17 protein-coding genes and 1 tRNA gene are annotated in these 17,271 nt (G+C 65.8%); 14 read left to right on the forward strand and 4 right to left on the reverse strand.

Annotated features, from left to right (window positions below):
* Window positions 1-226: 226 nt before the first annotated feature.
* From aroA to ACP97_RS13400, 6 genes are all read left to right on the forward strand, one after another.
* On the forward strand, window positions 227-1,519 hold the full coding sequence (aroA, locus tag ACP97_RS13375) for a 3-phosphoshikimate 1-carboxyvinyltransferase (RefSeq protein WP_049998289.1): 1,293 nt from the start codon (window positions 227-229) through the stop codon (window positions 1,517-1,519).
* Window positions 1,520-1,575: 56 nt separating this feature from the next.
* The gene (gene aroC, locus ACP97_RS13380) at window positions 1,576-2,820 is read left to right on the forward strand and encodes a chorismate synthase (protein WP_049998290.1); all 1,245 of its coding nucleotides are present in this window, start codon (window positions 1,576-1,578) and stop codon (window positions 2,818-2,820) included.
* A gap of 72 nt (window positions 2,821-2,892) precedes the next feature.
* Entirely contained in the window at window positions 2,893-3,366 is a 474-nt protein-coding gene (locus ACP97_RS13385) for a hypothetical protein (RefSeq protein WP_237561165.1), read from the forward strand.
* Window positions 3,367-4,932, forward strand: a complete 1,566-nt coding sequence (locus ACP97_RS13390) for a sodium:solute symporter family transporter (protein ID WP_049998291.1) — start codon at window positions 3,367-3,369, stop codon at window positions 4,930-4,932. It begins immediately after the preceding gene.
* Window positions 4,929-5,396 carry a hypothetical protein gene (locus ACP97_RS13395; RefSeq protein WP_049998292.1) on the forward strand — a complete coding sequence of 156 codons (468 nt, stop codon included), beginning with the start codon at window positions 4,929-4,931 and terminating at the stop codon, window positions 5,394-5,396. The genes ACP97_RS13390 and ACP97_RS13395 overlap by 4 nt, the downstream gene beginning before the upstream one ends.
* A 37-nt stretch (window positions 5,397-5,433) precedes the next feature.
* Complete coding sequence (locus ACP97_RS13400) at window positions 5,434-7,071, forward strand: AMP-binding protein (RefSeq protein ID WP_049998293.1); 1,638 nt, start codon at window positions 5,434-5,436, stop codon at window positions 7,069-7,071.
* A gap of 1 nt (window position 7,072) precedes the next feature.
* On the opposite strand, the gene ACP97_RS13405 is transcribed toward ACP97_RS13400, so the two are convergent.
* The gene (locus tag ACP97_RS13405; protein WP_049998294.1) at window positions 7,073-7,288 is read right to left on the reverse strand and encodes a hypothetical protein; all 216 of its coding nucleotides are present in this window, start codon (window positions 7,286-7,288) and stop codon (window positions 7,073-7,075) included.
* Between the two features lie 157 nt (window positions 7,289-7,445).
* On the opposite strand from ACP97_RS13405, the gene ACP97_RS13410 reads away from it, so the two are divergent.
* The 4 genes from ACP97_RS13410 (at window position 7,446) to ACP97_RS13425 (ending at window position 10,302) form a co-directional block, all read left to right on the forward strand.
* Window positions 7,446-8,189: a DUF2064 domain-containing protein gene (locus ACP97_RS13410; protein ID WP_049998295.1), complete on the forward strand. Its 744-nt coding sequence runs from the start codon at window positions 7,446-7,448 to the stop codon at window positions 8,187-8,189.
* 26 nt (window positions 8,190-8,215) lie between these two features.
* Window positions 8,216-8,298: transfer RNA gene (locus tag ACP97_RS13415), tRNA-Ser, on the forward strand.
* A gap of 194 nt (window positions 8,299-8,492) precedes the next feature.
* The gene (locus ACP97_RS13420; RefSeq protein ID WP_049998296.1) at window positions 8,493-8,813 is read left to right on the forward strand and encodes a DUF5785 family protein; all 321 of its coding nucleotides are present in this window, start codon (window positions 8,493-8,495) and stop codon (window positions 8,811-8,813) included.
* A gap of 55 nt (window positions 8,814-8,868) precedes the next feature.
* Window positions 8,869-10,302 carry a hypothetical protein gene (locus tag ACP97_RS13425; protein WP_049998297.1) on the forward strand — a complete coding sequence of 478 codons (1,434 nt, stop codon included), beginning with the start codon at window positions 8,869-8,871 and terminating at the stop codon, window positions 10,300-10,302.
* Between the two features lie 263 nt (window positions 10,303-10,565).
* Here ACP97_RS13425 and ACP97_RS13430 read toward each other — a convergent pair whose 3' ends face one another.
* Genes ACP97_RS13430 through ACP97_RS13440 form a run of 3 tightly spaced genes read right to left on the reverse strand, consistent with a single transcriptional unit; the run spans window position 10,566 to window position 13,128 of the window.
* The gene (locus ACP97_RS13430) at window positions 10,566-11,573 is read right to left on the reverse strand and encodes a lysylphosphatidylglycerol synthase transmembrane domain-containing protein (RefSeq protein ID WP_049998298.1); all 1,008 of its coding nucleotides are present in this window, start codon (window positions 11,571-11,573) and stop codon (window positions 10,566-10,568) included.
* Window positions 11,570-12,211 carry a PHP domain-containing protein gene (locus tag ACP97_RS13435; protein WP_049998299.1) on the reverse strand — a complete coding sequence of 214 codons (642 nt, stop codon included), beginning with the start codon at window positions 12,209-12,211 and terminating at the stop codon, window positions 11,570-11,572. Before ACP97_RS13435 ends, ACP97_RS13430 begins: the two co-directional genes overlap by 4 nt.
* Complete coding sequence (locus ACP97_RS13440) at window positions 12,211-13,128, reverse strand: decaprenyl-phosphate phosphoribosyltransferase (protein ID WP_049998300.1); 918 nt, start codon at window positions 13,126-13,128, stop codon at window positions 12,211-12,213. The genes ACP97_RS13435 and ACP97_RS13440 overlap by 1 nt, the downstream gene beginning before the upstream one ends.
* Window positions 13,129-13,268: 140 nt before the next feature.
* Here ACP97_RS13440 and ACP97_RS13445 point away from each other — a divergent pair, with 140 nt between their 5' ends.
* From ACP97_RS13445 to ACP97_RS13460, 4 genes are all read left to right on the forward strand, one after another.
* Window positions 13,269-14,363, forward strand: coding sequence for an NAD-dependent epimerase/dehydratase family protein (locus ACP97_RS13445; protein ID WP_049998301.1), 1,095 nt, complete (start codon window positions 13,269-13,271; stop codon window positions 14,361-14,363).
* Window positions 14,364-14,427: 64 nt separating this feature from the next.
* The gene (locus tag ACP97_RS13450; protein WP_049998302.1) at window positions 14,428-15,192 is read left to right on the forward strand and encodes a GTP cyclohydrolase III; all 765 of its coding nucleotides are present in this window, start codon (window positions 14,428-14,430) and stop codon (window positions 15,190-15,192) included.
* 63 nt (window positions 15,193-15,255) lie between these two features.
* Window positions 15,256-15,783: a CBS domain-containing protein gene (locus ACP97_RS13455; protein WP_049998303.1), complete on the forward strand. Its 528-nt coding sequence runs from the start codon at window positions 15,256-15,258 to the stop codon at window positions 15,781-15,783.
* Between the two features lie 67 nt (window positions 15,784-15,850).
* Entirely contained in the window at window positions 15,851-17,257 is a 1,407-nt protein-coding gene (locus ACP97_RS13460) for an ABC transporter substrate-binding protein (RefSeq protein WP_202593612.1), read from the forward strand.
* Window positions 17,258-17,271 lie beyond the last annotated feature (14 nt).

The raw sequence follows: 17,271 nt of genomic DNA on the forward strand, positions 1-17,271 counted from the left end.
ACACCGTGCGAATCGGCTGGGGAGGTATGTGGGCGGTGCGGTACTGAAGAAGAATCGTCCGCGCGAACGGAGTGAGCGCGGTTCACTGCGAACGAGCGTGCAGCGCGAATGAGCAGGAGTTTTTAGTCCAGGTTTTTGCGAGGAGTGGTGCACGCTCCGCGCGCACCCGACGAGTAAAAAAGTGGGAGTCCGGCAGTCTGATAGCCCCACCGTCCGAGAGGCGGGTATGAACGCCGACATCGGGGCTTCGCGCGTGAGCGGCACGGTCCGAGCACCGCCGTCGAAGAGCTACACCCATCGGGCGATCCTGGCGGCGGGCTACGGTGACGGCACCACGCGGATCGAGCGGCCGCTCGTCTCCGCCGACACGCGTGCGACGGCGCGGGCTGTCGCAGCGTTCGGCGGGCGTGTCGAGGGCCTCGCGGACGACAGCGAGCGCGTCGAGATCGAGGGATTCGGCCGTCCTCACACACCGGGAGACGTCGTCGACTGTGCCAACAGCGGAACGACGATGCGCCTCGTCACGGCGACGGCGGCGCTCGCCGAGGGGTTGACGGTGCTCACCGGCGACGGATCGCTGCGCTCGCGCCCGCACGGGCCGCTGCTCGCTGCGATCGAGGGTCTGGGCGGACGCGCCGAGAGCACGCGTGCGAACGGGCAGGCCCCGCTCGTGATCGGCGGACCGGTGGACGGGGGGCGGGTTTCGATGCCCGGCGACGTCTCCTCGCAGTTCGTGACCGCGCTCTTGATGGCCGGCGCGCGCTCGGAAGATGGAATCGAGATCGACCTCGAAACCGAACTGAAATCCGCGCCGTACGTCGACATCACTCGGGAGTTGCTCGCCGATTTCGGCGTCGAGACCGAGGTTAAGGAGAGTGGTTTCGCGGTCGGGGGTGGGCAAGCCTACGATGCGGACGGCCAGTATCGCGTGCCGGGCGATTTCTCCTCAATGTCGTATCTGCTCGCCGCGGGCGCGCTCGCGGCCGACGGCGAACTCTCCGTGGAGGGTGCGCGGCCGAGTGCGCAGGGCGACAGTGCCATCGTCGGAATCCTCGAACGGATGGGCGCGGACATCGCGTGGAACCGTGAGGACGGTACGATCTCGATCGCGCGCACGGGTTTGCAAGGTATCGAGATCGACGTCGGCGACACGCCCGACCTCCTGCCGACGCTCGCCGTTCTCGGGGCCGCGGCCACCGGCGAGACGCGGCTCGTGAACGCCGAGCACGTGCGCTACAAGGAGACCGACCGCGTGAGCGCGATGGCCGACGAACTCGAAGCGATGGGCGCGAGCGTCACCGAACGGGAGGATTCACTCACGATACACGGCGACCGGTCGAGTCTCCGGGGCGCACGCATCGACGGTTGGGGTGACCACCGCATCGTGATGGCGCTCGCGGTCGCCGGACTGATCGCCGAGGGGACGACCACCATCGTCGGCGCGGAACACGTCGACGTCTCCTTTCCGGGATTTTTCGACGTGCTCGACGAGGCCGGTGCCGACGTGAGCCTCGACTGACCCACGGGCGTTGCGGCGATTGCAACCTTCAAATCCGTGCGTCCCGACGACCGTCCATGAACGGCAACGAGTTCGGCCGGCTCTTCCGGATCACGACCTTCGGCGAGAGCCACGGCGAGGCGATGGGTGTCACGGTCTCGGGCTGTCCCGCGGGACTCGAACTCGACGAAACGGACATCCAGCACGACCTCGACCGACGAAAACCCGGCCAGTCACGGATCACGACCAGTCGCGGCGAACCGGATAGTGTGGCCATCAAAAGCGGCACGCAGGACGGGTTCACTACTGGGACGCCGATCGGGATGGTCATCCAGAACAAGGACGCGCGTTCGGGCAAGTACGAGCCGTTCATCACCGCCCCCCGCCCATCGCATGGGGACTTCACCTACTCGGCGAAGTTCGGCACCAGAAACTGGGGCGGCGGCGGGCGCTCGTCGGCCCGCGAGACCGCAAACTGGGTCGCCGCCGGCGCGATAGCGAAGAAGATACTCCGAAGCGAGGACGTCGAAATCCGTGCTCACGTCAACCAGATCGGCGACATCGAGGCTCCAGACGTGAGTTTTGAGGCAATGGGCGAACACGTCGAAGAGAACGAAGTCCGGTGTGCCCATCCTGCAACCGCCGAGAAGATGCGCGAGAGGATCGACGAGTATCAAGAAGCGGGTGACTCCATCGGCGGTGCCATCGAGTTCGAGATTCAGGGTGCGCCCCGCGGGCTGGGTGCGCCCCGGTTCGACTCGGTGCCGGCGCGACTCGGGCAGGCCATGCTGAGTGTGCCCGCCGCGACCGGCTTCGAGTTCGGTTTGGGGAAAGAAGCCCGGCGCTATCGCGGTAGCGAGCGCAACGAGGACTGGAAATTCGAGGAAAGCGAGGCCCAACGGGCCTCGGAAACGTCGAGCAGGGAGCAAAGCGACCCGCGAGACAGAGGCGACCCGATTCCCGTCGGCAACGACCACGGCGGCCTCCAAGGGGGAATCACGACCGGGCAGCCGATCCGCGGCGAGGTCACTCTCCACGCACCGACCTCGATCCCGCAAAAACAGACCACCGTCGACTGGGAGACCGGCGAGGAGAAGGAGGCACAGGTCATCGGCCGTCACGACCCCGTGCTCCCGCCGCGCGGCGTGCCCGTCGTCGAGGCGATGGCCGCGCTCACGATGGTCGACTTTCTCCTTCTGGGTGGGTGCGTCAACCCCGACCGGATGGACGGGCAGGTCGGCGAGTACGACACCTATTACCACCCGTCGAGTCCCGAAAACGACCCCGACGCGCCGACGAGTGCGGAACCGACCGAGGACTGACGGCCGCCCGCCTGCGTCTCTTGTTCACATGTTAATGTGGGCCTTTATCACGTCGTCCCGTGAGGGACGGGTATGACGCGCAACGCACTGATGTCGGCCATCGGTCTGCTGGCGCTCGGGGCGCTCGTGGCCACGATACTCGGAACGTATCGGATCCTCTCGTACATCGCCGCCCTCCTCATCGTCGGCGTCGTCGCCAGTTCGTCCATCGAGCGTGGGGAGAGCGAGTTCGACATCGCCCCCTACGGCGGGTTGGTGGCGCTACTGGGAGGGACTTTCTTCGTCGGCCTGACGGCCATCTGGTTGCTCTGGACGCCCGGCCAGACGGAGTACACCTACCTGTTCGGGATCCCGAAGGCGACGCTCGCCTATCTCCTCTTCATCTGGCTCGTTCCCCTCCTGGGAGCCATCCTCTACTCGCTTCGCTTCCCGGCCATCGGGGGCGACGACATCGTCGACGGCATCATGCAGCGGGCGCGCTCGGCACAGGAGGGACGACGACTCCCGCTCGTGCCCCAGCGAACCCAGCGGGAGGGTGACGACTGAATGATTCCCCTGCAAGCGATCCCGGTCGCCGACGACCCGTTCGTGCTCCTCTTTGGCTCGATCTATCTGCTCATCGTCCTCGCCATCGGTGCGTGGGGCTACATGCGCACGAGTTCGACGAAGGACTTCCTCATCACCGGGAAGTCGATCGGCACGTGGGTGCTCGCGCTGACGGCCTTTTCGGTGATCCAGTCGGGCTTCGGTTTCGTCGGCGGCCCGGAACTCATCTACGCCTACGGGACGACCTCCTTCTGGATCTTCCTCACTGCCCCGCTGGGGTTCGTCGTCACGTGGGTCGTCCTCGCAAAGCGAATGCGGGTTCTCGCCGACATCCGCGACGTGCTCACGCTCGCCGACGGGATGTACGTCCGCTACGAGAGCGCGTGGGTTCGTGGGCTGACGGCGGTCGCGGTGGTCATCGGCGTCATCGCCTATCTCGCTACCAATCTCGCCGCGCTCCAGTACGTGATGCGCGCCATCTTCGGAATCCCCGTGATCTTCGGGCTGTTCGGCGGTGCGCTCATCCTCCTGCTGTACAGCATGCTCGGCGGGATGATCGCTGGCGTCTGGACGGATTTCGTGCAGGCCATCACGATGATCGTCGGTGCGGTCATCGTCTTCTTCTTCGCCATCTCCTTCGGCGGCGGCATCGCCAACATCTCCAGCAACCTCGCCAGCGCCGACCCCGCGCTCGTCTCTCCGTTCGGTACTCTGGGGGTCGAGACGGCGCTCGCCGCCCCCATCCTCGGCGGACTCGGCTGGTGGATCATGTTCTCCATCGGGGCGGCCGGCCAGCCACACCTCATCACGAAGTTCTACATGAGTCGCAACCTCAAAATCCTCCGCTGGGGCGCGCCCATCGCCGCCATCTCGTACGCGGTATCGAGCCTGCTCGCGCTCTCGACGGGACTCTCGCTGCGGTCGATGGTCGAGGCCGGTGAAGTGTCCGCCCCGTCGAGCGCCTCGATCGCCGGGCCGGTGTTCGTCCTCGAATATACTCCGGGGGTGGTCGCCGGGCTGATCCTCGCCGCGCTGCTGGCGGCCATCATGTCCACCAGCGATTCGTTCCTCAATATCGGCGCGGCCGCCATCTCGCGGGACATCCCGCGCGCGTTCGGGCGGACCATCGACGACGACCGCACCGAACTCCGGGTCACGCAGGCCGCGCTCGCGGGGCTGACGGTGCTGTCCACGCTCGTGGTCTTCTTCTCCGACGAACTGGTCGGCATTTTGGGCACCATCGGCTGGGGCTTTTTCGCCGCCGCCATCTTCCCCATCGCCGCGCTCGGCATGAACTGGAAGGGCGCGACCAAGGAGGGAGCCATCGCCGCAGTGGTCGTCGGGATGGGCATCAACATCGTCTTCAGCGCCGTCCCGCGTATCGCCGAGACCGCCGGGGCCGCGTTCGGCGGCGCGCTCAGCGGCTTCTACGGCGGCCTCTTCGGCGGGCTTCCCGTCGGAGCCACGGCGCTGCTGGCGGCCATCGTCGCGTTCGTCGGCGTCTCGCTCGTGACTCAGTCGAACGCGCGCGTGCCCGAGGACATCGCCGCCCTCATGGACCGATGACCGAGGACCCCACCGACCCCATCACGGCGCGGTTCACCGAGTGGTTTCGCAAGCGGCCCACGTCGCTCGAATTCTGGGAACTGGCCGTCGGCGAGCATAGTTTGGGATGCTGTTTCGCCGGCGAATCGTTCAGTTCGTTGCTGCTGCGGGCGGACATGGGCGAATCGACCCGAGATGCGCTCGACGACTGTGCGACGATCGACGAGTGCGTCGCGCTCGACGACCGAAATTTCACCGTGCCGCTGTCGTCGGTGACGGCGCTTCGACTGCGCGAGGGAACCAGAACCCGACGCGCGCAGTTGACCGTCGCGTGGAATGAGGGGGCCACGGGCGACACGTCGTGGACCCTCTCAAACACCGCCCGTGGAGCACCACAGACCGACCTCGTTCGCACGCTCGCCGACCGCAATGGGCTGGCCGATGCGGACGTCGGCATCGACTCGCCCCGACTCGCCTTCCTCTGAGACGAACGGTTTTGAATACCCTCGACCAACAGAAGCTATGACATGGACACTCATGCTCGATGACGAAAGCTACGAAACCGCTCGCGAGCGCTTCGCGTGGGATTTTCCGGACGACTACAACCTCGCGACGGATCTCGTGGGAAAACACGACTCCAAGGACCCGGCGCTGTATCAAGCATACCCGGACGGTCGCCGTGAGACGTACACGTTTGGCGACCTCGACGCGCTCTCGGATAGGCTGGCGAACGGGCTTGCCGAGCGCGGCATCGAACGCGGGGACCGAGTGGCGGTCGTGCTGCCACAGCGTCCCGCAAACCTGCTCACGCATCTGGCGTGCTGGAAACTCGGCGCGATCTCGCTCCCTCTCTCCGTGCTGTTCGGGACCGATTCCCTGCGTTACCGTCTCGACGACAGCGGCGCGCGGGTCGTCGTCACCGACCCCGCCGTCACCGAAACGGCGCTGGCGGTGGCCCCCGACTGTGATTCGCTCGAACACGTCGTCGAGGCGACGCCAGGTGGGGTCGAGGAAGCAGACGAATCGACCGACGGCGCGCTCGCGTTCGTCGACCTGCTCGGGGATGAAGGATTCCCCGTCGCCGCCACCGATGCCGACACGCCGGCGGTCATCCTCTACACGAGCGGTTCGACCGGCCCGCCGAAGGGCGTGCTTCATTCTCATGGGGTCTGGGTCGGCCACTGTCCGGCGTTTTCGATGTACTTCGAGGGGGACCTCGACGGGGTCTACTGGACGCCCGCCGACTGGGCGTGGATCGGTGCGCTCGGCGACCTCGTTTTCCCGGCGCTGCACTACGGCCAGCCGGTACTCGGCTATCCGATGGAAGGGTTCGACCCCGAGAAAGCGTTCTCGCTGATGGCCGAGTTCGACGTCACGGGGGCGTTCGTCCCGCCGACGGCGATTCGCATGCTGATGGGCGTCGACAACCCCTCGAACTACGACCTCGCGCTCGAAGCGGTCTGTTCGGGTGGCGAACCCCTCACTCCCGAAATCATCGAGTGGGCCGACACGGAACTCGCGGGCGTCGTGGTCAACGAACTCTACGGCCAGACGGAGGCGAACCTGCTCGTGACCAACAGACAAGAGTGGTTTCCGGCCCGAGCGGGCAGCATGGGGAAACCGGTCCCGGGCCACGAGGTGGCCGTCGTCGACCCCGCGACCGGCGAGAAACGCCCGACCGGCGAGGTGGGTGAAATCGCCGTCGAGCGCGACGGCGACCCCGTAGTGTTCCGCGAATACTGGAACGAACCCGAAAAGACCGCCGCGGCCACGGTCGGTGACTGGCATTTGACAGGGGACCTCGGGAGCAAGGACGAAGAGGGCTACCTCTGGTTCAAATCGCGCGACGACGACGTCATCATCACGAGCGGCTACCGCGTCGGACCGGGCGAGGTCGAGCGGGCGATTCTCGACCACGAGGGTGTCGAGCAGGTCGGTGTCGTCGGCGTGCCCGACGAGACCCGCGGCGAGCGCATCAAGGCGTTCGTCCAACCCGTGGGAGATGGCTCGGACACGCTACGCGAGGAGATTCGAGACCTCGTGCGCGAACGACTGGCGAAATACGAGTATCCCAGAGAGATCGAGTTCGTCGATAGCCTCCCACAGACCACTACCGGGAAAATACAGCGCCGGAAGCTCCGCGAGCGGGACAACGAGTAGACTACCAGTAGGGATTCGAGAGCCATCGCCGCGACCGTGCACCGATGGCACTCATCGCCACGACGACGAGGGCCACCAGCGCCAGTACGGCCGCTGTCGCCAGTACGGTGACCGCGGTCGGTGCGAGGACGTTCAGCGCGAGCACGGCGAGGCTCCCGATGCCCGCGACGAAGGCGAGACCGACGACGAGCGTGGCGAACGGCTGTGAAAGCCGCATTCAGGCACTCCGTGGTCGGTGGCCGTGGTCGCTGCCCATGCGGGCGGAGGTGACGAGGTGCATCTTCGTGGGACGGTCGACATCGCCGGCGTGCATAAGTAGCGTGGTCGGACGCGCGAGCCACGGCGTTCAAGAGCACCGCCCACCGAGTGCGGCCATGACAACAGTCGCCGTCCTCTGCAATGGGCCACACGAGGGCGTGCTGGCCGATCTCGCGGCGTCGACGCCGCTCGCCGGGAGCGAGACCGCCGACCTCTACGCCGCGATGTGTGCCGACGTGTTCCGCGCGGTCGAGACGAGCGCGAGCGACCTGCTCGTCAACTACCGCCCGAACGAGTCGGACGACGCCGAAGCGAACCTTCGCGCGCTCGCCGAAGCAGCCCTCGAACACCCCGACGCGGTGCGCTACGAGAAGCAGGTCGGCTCGACGCCCGCCGCCCGCGTCGGCAACACGATGACTCACCTGCTCGAAAGCGAGGAGGCGAGTTCAGCGATGGTCGTCGAACCAACCGCGCCGTTCCTCACCCGGGGTGACATCGACGGGCTGGCGATGAAGCTCCGCCGGAGCGACGTCGTGCTCGGACCCGCCTCGGAAGGCCGAGTCTATGCCGCCGGCTTCTCATCACCCATCGATTTCACCGATGCCTACACGCCGCCGGCAGTCGAGACGCTCACCGCCCGCGCGAACGACGCCGGTCTCGACGTCGATTACGGCCCGACGATTTCGATTATCGAGACCCACGCGGACCTCGTCGGGGCGCTCTCACTCGTCCGCGCGCGCCGCCGGGCCGGCCGCGACGTACCTCGCCACACCGCCGCGTGTTTCGACGAATTCGGGTTGGCACTCGTCGAAGAGGACGGCGACCTCGACGTGTCGAGAGCGGACACCGACAGCCCTTAGACGCCTGCCGGGGTAGTCGTGGCTGCGGTGGGGTGGCAGAGTGGACGATTGCGCCTGTCTTGAAAACAGGTGGCCTATGGCCTCATGGGTTCGAATCCCATCCCCACCGCGTTTTCGGTGAACGCACACGACTGGCGTAGCGAGGAGTGCCGTGACCGAAAAATGCGACCCGCTGGATTCGAATCAGGGAGTGGAGCGAACACGGTGAGCGAAACGACTGTGGTTCGAATCCTCCCCTGTATTTGCCCGTGACCACGCACGACGAGCAGCAACGCTTTTGCGGCGACCGACCAGTTCTGAACCATGGCCGACTGGCCCCACGACCCCGACGGCGAGGAGGGAAGCGAAGGGATGCGCAAGTACGGACAGGCAGTCATCGCCAAGAAAGTCGACGAGGAGGGAGACTTCCCGCTCGACGTGTCTGCGTTCGTCGACGAGCACGGCGACGACCCGATTCGCCTGAATCACGAACGGGTCGTGAGCCTCGACGAAATCTTCGCTGGCGTCGAGAACGACGAGATCGCCGACATCCAGTCGATGCACCGGCAGGTCGGCGCGGCGATGCGCGAGAACGGTCTCTGGGAGTACGACACCAACGCCGAGGGTCCCGGTAGCGAGGCCTGATTCATCGGTCGGCGCGGACGAAAGCACCTAAGCGCCGTCGGCTGGATGGACGTGCATGACCGGCGGTACCGACTCCACGCGCCCGTCCGCCGGCCTGTTCTCGCTGCGGCAGGTCCTCGCTATCGGCTGGGTGACGCTCACCACGGTCGTCTTTTTCAATGTCCTGATCAAGCTCGTCGATCGCCAGTTGTTCGGCACGAACACTCGGATCCCGAAGTTCTGGCCGCTCAGCAAGTTCACCCTCCGCATCGAGCGACTCCCCATGCCGGAGGCCCCGCTGCTCGCTGCCATGGCGCTCGCGGTCTTCGTCGTGGCGACCGTCTACCTGCTCCGCACCGACCGCACCTCCGTCGTTCCGGTCGTCATCGCCGGCGTCGCTCTCCTCGTGCTCACGACGCTCACCCACGGCGTCGGACCGGGCCTGCTCAGGCCGCTCTCGGCACCCGGGAGCTACGAGCGAGCGGCCATCGGCATCGCCGATCCCGGGGGGTACTACGAGGCCGCCGTCACGGTGACCGACCCCGTCCGGTTCCTCGAAACGTTCGAACAGCGTCAGCTGAGTCTGCCGCTGCACGCACGCACCCACCCGCCGGGCGCGGTGTTCACTTTCTATCTCTTCGAGGTACTGCTTCCCTCCTCGCTCGCCGTCTCGCTCGCCGTCGGGGGTCTCTCGCTCGCGCTCGCGGCGGTCCTTCTCTTCGGCGTGCTCGAAACGTACTATCCCCGGGATGTCGCTCAGTTCACGACGTTTCTGTTCGTGCTTTTGCCCGCGATTCAGATCTACGCGCTGACGACGCTCGACATCGTGATCACGGTCGTGATGCTCGGGGCGATCTACTGCTTCACGCGCGAATCGCAACTCGTCGCGGCACTCGGTACGCTCGCCTGCGTGTTCGTCGCTTCGACACAGACGTTCGTCTTCGTCTTCATCGTTCCTGTGCTCGCCGCGCTCGCGGCCATCCGCCCCGCGAAACGCCGTCCGCTCGTGGTCGTCCTCGTCGGGCTGGTCGGTGCGTACGTCCTGCTCGCGGTCGTCTTCGGCTTCGACTATCTGGATTCGTTCGCCATCGCCTCCCAGCAGCAAAACCCCGAAGGCTTTCTCCTCTTCGCCGAGCCGCTGCGCTATCTCTACACGCGCATCGAGGACGTCGCCGAGATCGTCCTCTTTTTCACGCCGTATCTGGGCCTGCTCGCGTTCGCCGGCGCGCGTGTTCTCTGGCGAAGCGCACGCGGCCTCAGCACACACGACCGCGAGCCGCTCGTGCTGTTCGGCGCTGCGGTCGTCTCCATTCTGGGCCTGTTCGCCGGCGGCGTCTATCACACCGGCGAGACCGCTCGCGGCGCGCTCTTCGTCTATCCGTTTTTGCTGATTCCGGTCGCCGCCGCGCTCCGGGCCGCCGACGCTACCGCGCGTCGGAAGGCGTTGCTGGCGGCAGCGGTGTTCGGGCAGGCATTGTTGATGCAACTCGTCGGCGATTACTGGTGGTAAGACCCATCTTTTGCTGCACTCAGTCGCGCTACGTGCTCCTTCGCTGGCAAAATCTGGACCAAAAGCCGTCGTCACCTCCTTTGGAGGTTCCTCGGCCCGCTCGCTCACTCACTCCGTTCGCTCGCGGTTCGATAACTACCCGCTACCACACCGCGACAGCCACACACCTCCCCAACCGATTCGCTATCGCTCACACACGAGCGCGAGCGCGCGCCAACAGCAGGTAGTATGTCATGGCTTGACCACCGCAGCCCGGACCAATATCAGGCTTCGGTACTCGAACCCGTCAGGAGCTTGTGCGCGCTGAACACGACGAATCCGAGCACGGCGGCGTACCAGAGCGTGCCGACGCGGATGACCATCGTCGCGCCCACTGCAATGGGTTCGGTGATACCGAACGTCAGGAGGACGCCGGCCATGCTCGCCTCCGCCGCGCCCAGTCCTCCAGGAAGCATGCTCACCGCGCCGACGACCGACCCGAGCGCGAAGACGAACACGCCCACGAGGAGGGAGGTCTCGACACCGAACCCTCGGAGGGTAAGCCAGAGCGCGACGCCCTCGAGACCCCACGCAACGACCCCGAGGAGTGTGGCCACCGAAAGGGGGCGGAGCCGGAAGAGTCGGTAGGTGCTCTCGTAGAGCGTTTCGAGCGCCTCTGCATACTCACCGATTATGGGAACTGATTCGGCCCACGCGAGCAGGCGCAGACAGCCCGCCCGCCACTGGAGCAGCCCGATCCCGAGCGCGAAGACGACGGCGACCCCGACGAGAACCGCGGGCGAGCGCCCGTAGGCCACCACGCCGAGCGCGGCCAGTAGCGACAGCGAGAGCAGGTCGGTGATGCGTTCGGCTCCAACCACGGAGGTCGTCCGGCTCGCTGGCACACCCGCCTCGTCGCGCAGCAGCCACGCCTTCCAGACCTCGCCCGCCTTGCCGGGCGTGACGACCATCATCAGACCGCTGAAGAAGACCGTGAGGCTCGTCTTCAGGGGAACACGAATATCGAGTTCGCGCAGGTAGAACTCCCACTTGGCGAAGCGAAAGCCGTAGCCCACGGTCGTGAGCGCGATGACCGCGCCGAACGCCCACAGCTCGAAGCGCGCAAACGCCTCGATGACCTGCCCGGCGTCGGCGAGGACGAACAGCGCCGCGAACACTACCACTGTCAACACCGCCGTCACCCAGACGCCGTGCTCACTCACCAGCCGCCGGATGCGCCCCGTCCGGCCGTCGGACGCCTCTGCCTGCTCGCCGTCGCGGTACTCGCTCATCGTAGCTCCCCGAGTGCTCGCCGGGCCTGCTGGACCTTTGTGGCGACGTGCCCCGAGAGATAGCGCCCGCGCCCGCGCGGCGTCGTCGTCCGTTCACGAATAGCGTCTCGAAGCGACCCTTCGAACTCCGTCGCCGCGCGCCCGACCTCCATCGGAAAATGTGCGTCGCTTCCTCCTGTAATGGCCAGTCCGTGATGGGCGGCGAACGCACGCGCCTGCCGGTTGAACAGCGGGCGTACACACCGGGAGTTCGTCGCCTCGATGCCGTCGACCGCCGCCGCGAGTTCGGGAAAGTTCCGGTCGTAGAACTGCCGCATCGTGTCGAACGGATGGGAGAGCACCGCAATTCCCCCTTGGTCGTGGATGTCGTCGATCACGGTGAGGGGGTCCGTCTTCGGCGGGGCCTCCTCGACGTCGATACCGAGCAGGTGACCTTGCGTGGTCGTCACCTCGACGCCCGAGACCACGTCCAACTCGGGAGGCGCGTGCTCGCGGACGCGCGCGACGTTGTCGAGCGTGTCGTGGTCGGTCACGACGATACCATCTAGCCCGGTGTTCGCCGCGGCCGCAGCGACTTTCTTCGGGGGAGTGGCAGAACACGGCGAAGCGTCGGTGTGCACCTGCAAATCGTAGCGCATCAGCCGAACACCCCGACCACCCACGCGCGCGGGCGGCCGTAGAGGACGACGACCGCGATGAGTCCCCAAAAGAGGAAGTTGACGAGGAGCTGTCGGTCCACCAGCAGCGCGCCGGGCGACGCACCACCTTTCGTGGTGTAGACGAGGTGGTGATAGCGAAAGACGCCGAAGAAGGCGAAGGGCAGCGTGAGCATCATCGCTAGTTTCGCGCCCGTGAACGTGTAGATGGAGTAGGACATCAGCAGCGTCGAGATGACGACCCCCAACAGCTGGTCGAGCGTCTCGGGGGTATACTCGGCGAGCGTCGCACGTGTCTCGCCGGGCACCTCGCTTGCGGCGAACTCGTGGCGGCGCTTGCCGAGCGCCAGCAGGAGGGCCGCGAGGAACGTACAGACGACGAGCCACGGGCTGAGCGCGACGCCGATGGCGACCACGCCCGCCACCGCCCGCAGCACGAACCCGATGGCGATGAGCAGCACGTCGACCAGCACGACGTCCTTGAGATACAGCGAGTACGCCGCGTTCTGGACGAGATAGGTGGCGATGACCGCCACAAATAGCGGGCCGAGCGCGTACGAGAGCGCGAAGCCCGAGACGAGCAGTCCGATGGCGAACGCGCCCGCTGCCTGCACGCTCACCTGCCCACTGGCGATGGGGCGATTGCGTTTTTCGGGATGTTTGCGGTCCTCCTCGACGTCGCTGATGTCGTTGAAGATGTATGTCGCGCCGGCGACCGCACAGAACGCCGCCACGGCGATGGAGACTCGACCCCACGCCATCGGGTCGAACAGCTGTTTCGAGAAGACGATGGCGATGAGGATCACGCCCTGTTTGTACCACTGCCACGGACGGATCTCGTAGGCGAGACCGGCGGCCGTGCGCACGAACCCGGCCTGCTGTGTCTGCGCCTCACCCATTACTCGTCATCGCGGGCCGCGAAGCATAAACCTGACCGATTGATACGCACCGTTCCGGACGGTTTCAGGCGTGAGAATCACTCACGGGCGGTCGTATCGTATCGGTAGATAGTTGAAACGCCCCCCTCTACGACGAGCCAATGCAAGCACACGCACACGACGACGAACGACTCACCGAACCCGGCTCGCTGCTCGTCACCGGTGGCACGGGCTTTCTGGGCCTGCACACCTGCGAGTACTTCAAAGAGCGCGGCTGGGACGTGACCGCGTTCGACCTCAAGCCGTTCAAACCCGAAGACGAGATCGAGGGCGTCGACTTCGTCGAGGGCGACGTGCGCGACGAGGAGGCGGTGAGCGCGGCCATCGCGGAGTCAGGGGCCGACGCCATCGTCCACACCGCCGCCGCGCTCCCGCTTTGGGACGACCAGCGCATCCGCGAGACCACCATCGACGGCACGCGCAACGTGCTCTGGGCCGCCAAGGACTCCGATGTGGAGCGCGTCGTCTACGTCTCCTCGACGGCCGTCTACGGCACGCACGACACTCATCCCATCACCGAGGAATCGCCGCTCGACGGCGTGGGAGCCTACGGCGAGGCGAAGATCGAAGCCGAGAAAATCTGTGACGACTTCCGTCGGATGGGCCTCTGTGTGCCCATTCTGCGCCCGAAGACGTTCATCGGGCCGAAGCGCCTCGGCGTCTTTCAGGTACTCTTCGACTGGATCGAATCCGGCGCGAACGTCCCGATGGTCGGCTGGGGCAACAACCAGTACCAGCTGATGCACGTCTACGACCTCGTGCGCGCGATGGAGTTCATGTTCGCAGAGGACGAAGACGACGTGAACACCACGTTCAATGTCGGAGCCGAGGAGTTCGGCACGATGAAGGAGGACTTCCAGGCACCGATCGATTATGCAGGGACCGGCAAGCGCACCGTCGGAACGCCCACGCCGCTGACGGTCACCGCGCTGCGTGTGCTCGAAAAACTCAATCTCTCGCCGCTGTACCCGTGGGTCTACGAGACCGCCCACGAGGACTCCTACGTGTCCGTCGAGAAACTGAAATCGCTCGGCTGGGACCCCAAGTACTCGAACAAGGAGGCGCTCGTCGAGACCTACGAGTGGTATCTCGAAAACTACGACGAACCCGAAAGCGAGGGCACAGGACTCGACCACCGCGTCGCGTGGGATCAAGGTGCACTCGCGCTCGTCAAGGGCGTCTTCAAGCTCATCTGAGCGCCGTCGGTCGCCGTAGACAACCAAAGCGCGGATACCGCGCCGCCGCCAACCCTCACCAACCGTGACGAACACGCAGATAACGCTCGTGCAGATCGACAACTACGGCCCGTGGACGGTCACCCCGGAGCCACGGCGCGAGGTCGACCTCCAGACCCTCCAGTCGCGGCTGTACGCCGACCTCTCACAACTGTTCGGCAACCGCGACGGCTACGTCTTCTTCTCGCGGTTCGACAACATGGTCGCCGTCACGAACGGCATCGACACCGATACTCACGCGATGGTTCAGGAGTCGGTCGGCAATCGCTATCCGGTGACGGTGAGCCTCTCGGTCGGTACGGCCCCAGCGCCCACGGAGGCCATCGAGACCGCGAGCGAACAGTTACAGGCCGCCGGCAGCGCACAGGCCAGTGACAGGCGCGAAATCCTGCGCGGCGAGCCGATCGCCGAGTCGAAACGGACCGACGAGGACGTCCAGATCGCCCACTTCGACGTCAACGACGCCACGGGGAAGTACACCGACAGGCTGAACGAGTTCGATACGTTCATCAACATCGAACAGAGCTACGCCGAGTTGATGCGCTACCTGCGCGAGACGCATGACTCGCTGTCCTTCTTCGTCGGCGGCGACAACATCATTGCCGTCTGTCCGATGCTCGACGGGGACGCCTACCACGACGCCATCACCCACGTCAGCGAGGCGGTCGGCGTCGAACTCAAGGTCGGCGTGGGACGAGCGGGCGACGCCCAGTCGGCGGGAATGGCGGCGAAACACGCCCTCGAAACCTGCCGGTACGACGGCCGTGACGTCGTTTTCGGGGAGCAGTAAGCGGGCAGCGGTCTTAACCCTACTGGAGGTAGTTTTTAGCCCGTGCGAGCGGAACGGATGGGTATGAGTAGTGCTGTCACTGTTCGTGAGGTGATGACCCGCGAGTTCCTCGGCGTGAGCGAGGGCGACGACCTGCTGGAGACGGTCGAACTGTTGCTCGACGAGGACGCCGACTGTGCGGTCGTACTTCGTGGACGCGACCCGGTCGGATCGCTGAACGAACGCGACGCCCTCTCGGTGCTCGTCGGTGAGACCGTCCCGAACACGGCGACCGTCGGGGACGTGATGAGCGATGGCGTGGTGCGCATCGCTTCCGACGCCTCGCTCGCGGCGGCCGCGGGGGCGATGGCCCGCGAGGACGCCGACTGGCTGCTCGCCGTCGCGGACGAACCCGTGGGGGTCGTCTCGGCGTACGACATCGTCGCCGCATCGACGATAGCGCCCACGACCGACGACGGGGCGTTTCCGAAGGTCACGGCCGATTCGACGGCCTACGACACGCAGGGTATCTGCGAGACCTGTGGAACGCTCGCGCGTGACCTCGTGAACGTGAACGGACAGTTAGTCTGTGCGAACTGCCGAGAGGCCTGAAAACCGAGTGTGGAGGGCGTGACTAGGGACAAGACTTATGTCCTCATCTGCGAACAATACTGTTGACATGGCACGCAATCGCAAGCGACGTGAGTTCCTCGTCGGCGTCGGAGCGGCCGGCATCGCCGGTCTCGCCGGCTGTATCGGCGGTGGTGGCGACAACGAAAGCGGTGGTGGCGGCGGCAGCGGTGGTGGGGGCGGTGGCACCGGCACCGAGGGCGGGAGCGGCGGCGGTGGCGGCAACGGCGGTGGTAGTGGGGGCAGCGGTGGTGGAGGTGGCGGTGGCGACCGCGCCATCAAAGTCGGCGTGCTCCAACCGACGACCGGCGACCTCGCATCGGTCGGCAAGCCGATCCAGCAGGCCGCGCTGTTGCCGGCCAAGCAGCTACAGAACGCCGATATCCCGTTCACGATCGAGACACAGACCGAGGACACCCAGACGGACTCACAGGCCGGCATCAGCGCCGCCCAAGCGCTCGTCGACGCGGGCTTTCCCGCCATCACCGGTGCGGCGTCCTCGGAGACGACGATCCAAGTGGCCAAGAACGTCACCATCCCGAATCAGGTCGTGCTGACCTCGCCGGCGAGCACCTCGCCGGACATCACGAACCTCCAGGACAACGGCTACGTCTATCGGACGCCGCCGAGCGACGCCCTCCAGGGGAAGGTGCTCGCACAGGTCGCCAGCCAGCGCGTCGACGCCTCGGCGGTGTCGGTGATGTACGTCAACAACTCCTATGGGCAGGCGCTCGCCGACAGTTTCGTCCAGGCCTTTGGTGGGGAGGTGCCCGCACAGGTCTCCTTCGAGAAGGCCCAGTCATCCTACACCTCGAAGCTTCAGGAGGCGATGTCGTCGAGTCCCGATGGCCTGCTGGTCATCGGCTACCCCGAGAGCGGCAACCAGCTGTTCCGGGACTTCTACTCGAACTACAGCCGCGACACCACGATCATGGTGACTGACGGACTGCGCGATCCGGCGCTGCCGGGCAATGTCGGCCAATCGATGACGAACGTCGTCGGGACGGCACCCATCGCCGCCGGGCCGGCCCAACAGTTCTTCACGAAATCGTTCACGGACGAATACGGCGGCGAACCCGGTGTGTTCACCTCACAGGCCTACGACGCGACCGCGGTCCAGATCCTCGCCAACGCCGCCGCCGGCGAGAACAAGGGCTCGGCGGTCCAAGAGAACATGGACAAAGTCGCCAACCCCGGCGGGACGACGGTCACGCCCAAAAACCTCGCCGAGGGCATCAAAATGGCCGCCAACGGCGACGACATCAACTACCAAGGCGCGTCAAGCAGCGTCAACTTCGACGAGAACGGCGACATGAAGTCGGTCGGCTACGAGATCTTCAGCTATACCGAAAGCGGCGACATCGAACAGCAAGACACCGTTGAGTTCGAGGCCGACGGCGGCAGCGGTGGCGGTGGCGGCGGAAACAACAGTAGTGCGGGCACGACGAGCGCGTAATCACCCAGTCTTTT

Origin of the sequence: Halococcus sediminicola, from assembly GCF_000755245.1 — an archaeon.
GTDB lineage: Archaea > Halobacteriota > Halobacteria > Halobacteriales > Halococcaceae > Halococcus > Halococcus sediminicola.